Source organism: Calditrichota bacterium (assembly GCA_014359355.1).
Lineage (GTDB): Bacteria > Zhuqueibacterota > Zhuqueibacteria > JANLFK01 > Oleimicrobiaceae > Oleimicrobium.
Map to the genome: position 1 here is coordinate 1 of JACIZP010000164.1, position 5,855 is coordinate 5,855.

Consider the following 5,855-nt stretch of genomic DNA (forward strand, 5'->3'; position numbering starts at 1 on the left):
GGCAAGTGGCCAGCCTGTTGTTGGCCAAACCGCTTACATCATTACGGCCCAGGGGGAGAGAATTCCCATCAGCGTTTCCACGGCCCTCCTGCGCGACGCTGAGGGCAAGGTGATCGGCGGTGCGGAAACCTTCCGCGACTTGAGCGAGGTCCAGGCCCTGCGCGAAGAGCTGCAGGGACGGGCCCGCCTTGGTGAGCTCTTCAGCCAGAGCCCCGAGATGCAAAAGATCTTCGCCGTGCTCCCGGCTATTGCCGCAAGTTCCTGCACGGTCCTGATCACCGGTGAGACCGGCACGGGCAAGGAGCAGTTAGCGCGTACCATCCACGCCTTGAGCCCAAGGGGAAAGGGGCCATTTGTGGCAGTTAACTGCGGAGCTCTCCCGGAGACGCTCCTGGAGTCCGAGCTGTTTGGCTACAAAGCGGGCGCCTTTACCGGCGCAACCAAGGATAAACCCGGCCGCTTTGCCTTGGCCAAGGGCGGGACGCTCTTCCTGGACGAGATTGGCGACATGACGCCTGCCCTACAGGTGCGGCTTCTGCGCGTACTGCAGGAGCGAACCTACGAACCGCTGGGCGCCGTGCGAAGCGAACAGGCCGATGTGCGTATCATCGCCGCTACCAACAAGGACCTGGCATCGCTGGTCAGAGAAGGGAGATTCCGCGAGGATCTGTACTATCGCATTAACGTCGTCCGGCTGGACCTGCCGCCTCTGCGCAGGCGCAGGCAGGACATTCCGCTGCTGATAGAGCAGATGATCGAGCGTCTCAACCGTTTGCAACACAAATCGATCCGGGGTGTGAGCGCCGATGCGCTCTCCTTGCTCGTGGCCTACGACTGGCCTGGGAATATCCGCGAGCTCGAAAATGCCATTGAGCATGCATTCATTCTCTGTCAGGGGGAGCTGATAGAAATGGCGCATCTGCCACCAGAGCTCACTGGTACCTCGCACACCTTCGGGCCGGCAAGCAAGGGCCCTCGTCCTGTCAGCGACGTGCAAAGAGCGAAGGCCATCGTGGAGGCGCAGACAATCCAACGCGCGCTGGAGCGCCACGGCTACAACCGCGTGGCTGCCGCTCGCGAGCTGGGCATCCACAAGAGCACGCTTTTCCGCAAGATAAAACGCCTGGGTCTCGTGTTGCCTGAAAGAGGCGGGCGCTCGCGTCGCTGAGTCGCACTCGTGCGTCCCTTTCTGCCCTCCATAGTCGCATAGGTGCGTCTCATTTGCCCCCCTGGCGGTGTCGCGTGCATAGCCCAACTACTTATTCGCCAGTGGCTTATGCTGCTGCACCTTGTGAAAGCGAACATGGCACGCCCGTTGCAAAACAAACACACGGTGGTAACGGCATAACGTGAGGGAGTCGCGTGCGGGTGGCCTTTTCGGTGTGGGGAGACTACATCTCCCCAGTGTTCGATGTCGCACGAGAGCTGCGCATCGTCGAAGTCGAGGACCAGCGCATCGTGGGAGAGGCGCAGAGGGCAAGGCTGACGAGCTCGGCAAGTGAGCGTCCGGCGGCCCTCCGCGAGCTGGGCGTCCAGGTGCTGGTTTGTGGAGCCATCTCGCGATGGCTTCATGCAGCTTTGCGGAGCAGTGGCGTTCGCGTTATTCCGTTCGTCACTGGCAAGGTGGCCGATGTTGAAGCGGCTCTCCTCACGGGCGTACTTGGTCGGCCAGAATTTCTCATGCCAGGATGCTGTCACCGCCACGGGAGCTTTTCTTTCGGCCGAAAGGAGCGTGCTATGCGTGCAAGACAAGGAAGAGGTGCAGGCCAAGGCGGGGGACGAGGCCAGGGACCGTGCGGAGGCTTTGGCGGGCCAGAAGGTTTCTGCGTTTGCCCGCAATGTGGTCACCGCGAACCCCATGAACGAGGTGTCCCGTGTCGACAGAGGGTCTGCCCTCAGTGCGGGACTCCCCTCGTACGGGAACAATAGCAAGATGGAGGACGTTATGCCACGAGGTGATCGGACCGGCCCCATGGGCATGGGGCCTATGAGTGGACGTGCGGCCGGTTACTGTGCTGGATACCCCACCGCAGGGTACGCGAACCCCATGCGAGCCTGGACATGGTGGGGAGGCGGCCGCGGCTGGCGACACTGTTTCTACGCCACCGGTCTCCCTGGGTGGCTCCGGTTCGGGCGGCGGTTCTGGGGTGTCCCGGCACCCGTTCCAGAGCCGGAAGTGGAGAAACAGTTCCTAACAGCGCAGGCGGATTGGCTGCAGAAGGAGCTGGAGGCTATCAAGAGGAGGCTCGAGGAGTTGGAGGCCTCGGGCGAGCAGCAGTAACTCCGCTGCCAGATGCGAGACCCCGTCCGGCGCCGACTCGCCACGTGAGCTCTGGTGCAAGGGAACGCTGAGCACTTGCAGGGGCCCAGACGACGAAGACGGCACGCCGGTGTCTGCCCTTAGGAAATGAGAGCCGACGCAGAGGTGCAGGTTGGCGGTGACTACCTGCCCCCTGCGCCGTTGCTCGGCGGAGCAGCGAACAGCATGCCGAATGATTCGACAAGCACCCAGCCGAAGGCCGTGGCCATACAGGTCGAGGACTTAAACAAGACCTTCGGTGAGGTGCGCGCGTTGGACGGGGTCTCGTTCACCGTCTACCAGGGTGAGCTGTTCGGCTACTTGGGCCCCAACGGTGCGGGCAAGACGACGACCATCAACTTGCTCACCGGCCTAGCCAGACCAGACAGCGGTTCCATCTGCATCGCCGGCATCGATTGCGGTGCCAACCCCAAGGCCGCGCAGCACTTGATCGGTGTGGTTCCCGATGAGAGCAATCTCTACCCGGAGCTCACGGGCTTTGAGAACCTTTGCTTCTGCGCGGCGCTCTATGGCGTAAAGAAGGCTGAGCGCGAGGCACGAGCAAAGGCGCTCTTGGAGAGCTTCGGCCTGGCGGAGGCAGCGCACCGCAAGTTCGCCGGCTACTCCAAGGGGATGAAGCGCAAGCTGACCATTGCCGCTGCCCTCATTCACCAACCTCCTCTGCTCTTCCTGGACGAGCCGACCACAGGCATCGACGTGGCCAGCGCCAGGCACATCCGCCAATTGATTGCCAACCTTCATGAGCAAGGCACGACCATCTTCCTGACTACCCACTACATCGAAGAGGCGGAGCGACTCTGCGAACGGATAGCGCTCATCGTCGCCGGCCGCATCGTGTGCATCGACACCGTGGAGGCTTTGCGGCAGGGCCATCAGCAGCCATACGTGGTGCACCTGGTTTTTAGCAACGCGCTGCCAGGCCTGCTGGCAAGGCTCGCTCGTACTTTCCCGGATCTGGTCTTTCGTGACCGGCAGCCGGGCGTGATCCAGGTCGAATCGCCGGTTCCTGTGCATGTGGCGCCCCTGGTACGTTGTCTGGAAGAGGCAGGAGCCGAGGTCAGAGAAGCCAAGAGGGTGGTCCCTTCATTGGAAGAGGCCTTTGTGCGCATCACCGGCATCGAAGCGGAGGCCATGCGCCGCGACGCAGAAAAGAAAAGGGGCGAAGGATGAACCGCTGGATCGCCTTCTGGAATATCCTCCGCAAGGACATGCGCACCTACTACCTCAAGCCTCCGAATATAAGCTGGGGACTCATCTTCCCCTTGGCGTGGGCAACGATGTTCTTCATCAAATCCGGGAGAGGAATGCACGATGTGCTCTCGGTGCTCCCTGGCGTGGTGGCGGTTTCGATCCTCTTCGGGACCACCTCCATGCTGGCAGTCACCGTCACCTTCGAGAAGAGGAATCGTTCCTTTGAACGCCTCCTTTTGGCGCCTATCCCTTTGGAGTTGCTCATGGTGGCCAAGACCAGCGGCGCTATTCTCTTCGGCGTCCTCAATGCGTTTGTGCCCGTGGCTATGGCGGCATTCGTTGTTGATGTGGCAGGCATCGCCTGGGAAGTGTTTGTCCCCGCCGTGGTGTTGGTGGCTGTGGTTTCCGCGCTTTTCGGGCTGTTCATCGCGGTGAGCGTGAGCGAGGTGTTTGAGGCCCAGACCTTTTCCAACTTTTTCCGGTTTCCGATGATTTTTCTCTGCGGGCTCTTCTTCCCTGTGGCGAAGCTTCCCATTGTGCTGCGGCCCCTCGCTTACGTCCTGCCGCTCACCTACGGAGCGGACATTCTGCATGGCGCGGTTGAGGGCACGAACGCACACCCTTTGTTTCTCGACTTTGCGTTGCTCATAGGCTTCTGCGTAGGGCTGTTTGCACTCACGCTGGCGAATATCCGCAGGCGATGGATTGCCTGAAAGCTCGACCCTGCCGCCTGGCACGCGGCGAAAGTGTCTGAAGAGGTGTTGGGAGATGGAGCAGAAGCAGCGGCTGTTGAGCTATCAGCGGAACGAGCTCACCGAGCATGAGGTCTACAAGCGGTTGGCGCGAGGTGCATCGCCGGAGAATCGGCAAGTGCTCGCGTCCATTGCCGCGGATGAGCTCCGCCACTACCGGGAGTGGCAGAAGCTGAGTGGCCAGGAGGTCAAGCCGCGCTGGTTGCAGGTGGGGCTGTTCGTGCTCATCGGCCGCCTGCTCGGTCTGACCTTTGCCCTGAAGTTGATGGAGAAAGGAGAACGCTTGGCGCAGGTTGCCTACGGCCAGATATCCCAGGAGCTGAGCATCGCGGAGACCATGCACCGCGAGGAAGAGGCGCACGAGGCGGCACTGCTGGCGCTTCTCAACGAGAAGCACCTCCACTACGTGGGGGCCATTGTCCTGGGCTTGAACGATGCACTGGTGGAGCTGACCGGTGGTCTCGCAGGTCTGACGTTGGCCTTGCAACGCACGCGCCTGGTGGCGCTCTCCGGCACGGTGGTAGGGCTTGCGGCTGCCATGTCCATGGCCGCCTCGGTCTACCTTTCGGCCAAGGCAGAAGCGGATGGCAAAGAGCCGGTGCGCTCTGCCGCCTACACCGGGATGGCCTACGTGATAACCGTGGCCGTGCTCGTGATGCCCTTCTTTCTGCTGGGGAAGGCGTTCGTGGCGCTTGGCGTAGCGCTGGCCGCGTCCGTCCTGATCGTAGCGAGCTTCACCTTTTACACCGCGGTGGCGCTGGACAGGCCCTTTGCTCGGCAGTTTGTGGAAATGGCCGCCATCAGCCTCGGCGTTGCGGCGGCCAGCTTTGGTGTGGGCTATGTTGCCCGCGCTTTACTCGGCGTGGAGGTATGAACCGGAAACCATCGTTGGCAGTCCCTGGTTGAAAGAGTTGCCAAGTTCATGACAAGAAAGAGGAACGAAGGGAAGACAATGACTGGACCACAAGACGAGGTGCGCGACGTCTCCGCGCAAGAGGCGATGGAAAGCCTGGAATTGGCCAAGCGCCTGGCCCAGATCCGCTACAAGATTCTGGTGCTCTCTGGGAAGGGAGGCGTGGGGAAAAGCACCGTCGCTGCTAACTTGGCTGTGGCGCTGGCAGCGATGGGGCGGCATGTGGGATTGTTAGACGTGGACTTTCACGGCCCCAGCATTCCGAAGCTGATGGGTCTCGAACAGCGTACCGTGGCCATCGAGCAAGGGGCGATGCTGCCTGTGGACTGCGGTCCGCACCTGAAGGTCATGTCTTTGGGCCTGCTGCTGCCCAGCGAAGACGATGCCGTCATTTGGCGCGGCCCCTTGAAAATGGGGGTCATCAAGCAGCTTCTCAAGGACGTGCAATGGGGCCGCTTGGACTACCTGATCGTGGACAGCCCTCCTGGCACAGGCGATGAGCCACTCTCGGTGGCGCAGCTCCTCACGCCGCCGGTGGGCGCCATCGTGGTGACCCAGCCGCAGCAACTTTCCACTGCAGACGTGCGGCGCTCTATCCGTTTCTGCCAACGGGTGGGGATGCCTGTTTTGGGCGTGATTGAGAACATGAGCGGTTTTGTCTGCCCGCACTGCGGCGGCC

The 5,855-nt window shown here is 61.7% G+C and carries 7 protein-coding genes; all 7 read left to right on the forward strand.

Going from position 1 to position 5,855, the window contains the following annotated elements:
• A partial coding sequence (locus tag H5U38_06810) for a sigma 54-interacting transcriptional regulator (protein MBC7186729.1) occupies window positions 1-1,168 on the forward strand: 1,168 nt, incomplete at its 5' end.
• 194 nt (window positions 1,169-1,362) lie between these two features.
• Window positions 1,363-1,929: a NifB/NifX family molybdenum-iron cluster-binding protein gene (locus tag H5U38_06815; protein MBC7186730.1), complete on the forward strand. Its 567-nt coding sequence runs from the start codon at window positions 1,363-1,365 to the stop codon at window positions 1,927-1,929.
• Between the two features lie 16 nt (window positions 1,930-1,945).
• On the forward strand, window positions 1,946-2,281 hold the full coding sequence (locus H5U38_06820; GenBank protein ID MBC7186731.1) for a DUF5320 domain-containing protein: 336 nt from the start codon (window positions 1,946-1,948) through the stop codon (window positions 2,279-2,281).
• A gap of 204 nt (window positions 2,282-2,485) precedes the next feature.
• A complete protein-coding gene (locus H5U38_06825) occupies window positions 2,486-3,490 on the forward strand; it encodes an ABC transporter ATP-binding protein (protein MBC7186732.1) in 1,005 nt (334 codons plus the stop codon).
• Window positions 3,487-4,224, forward strand: a complete 738-nt coding sequence (locus H5U38_06830) for an ABC transporter permease (protein ID MBC7186733.1) — start codon at window positions 3,487-3,489, stop codon at window positions 4,222-4,224. Before H5U38_06825 ends, H5U38_06830 begins: the two co-directional genes overlap by 4 nt.
• Window positions 4,225-4,279: 55 nt before the next feature.
• Entirely contained in the window at window positions 4,280-5,137 is an 858-nt protein-coding gene (locus tag H5U38_06835) for a VIT1/CCC1 transporter family protein (GenBank protein MBC7186734.1), read from the forward strand.
• Window positions 5,138-5,185: 48 nt separating this feature from the next.
• Window positions 5,186-5,855, forward strand: a 670-nt coding sequence (locus H5U38_06840; GenBank protein ID MBC7186735.1) for an Mrp/NBP35 family ATP-binding protein, incomplete at its 3' end; no start/stop codon positions are given.

Excerpts from the sequence above, each read along its gene's own strand:
- H5U38_06820 (MBC7186731.1), top strand. The coding sequence starts at position 1,946 with ATGCCACGAGGTGATCGGACCGGCCCCATGGGCATGGGGCCTATGAGT.
- H5U38_06825 (MBC7186732.1), top strand. The coding sequence starts at position 2,486 with ATGCCGAATGATTCGACAAGCACCCAGCCGAAGGCCGTGGCCATACAG.
- H5U38_06830 (MBC7186733.1), top strand. The coding sequence starts at position 3,487 with ATGAACCGCTGGATCGCCTTCTGGAATATCCTCCGCAAGGACATGCGC.
- H5U38_06835 (MBC7186734.1), top strand. The coding sequence starts at position 4,280 with ATGGAGCAGAAGCAGCGGCTGTTGAGCTATCAGCGGAACGAGCTCACC.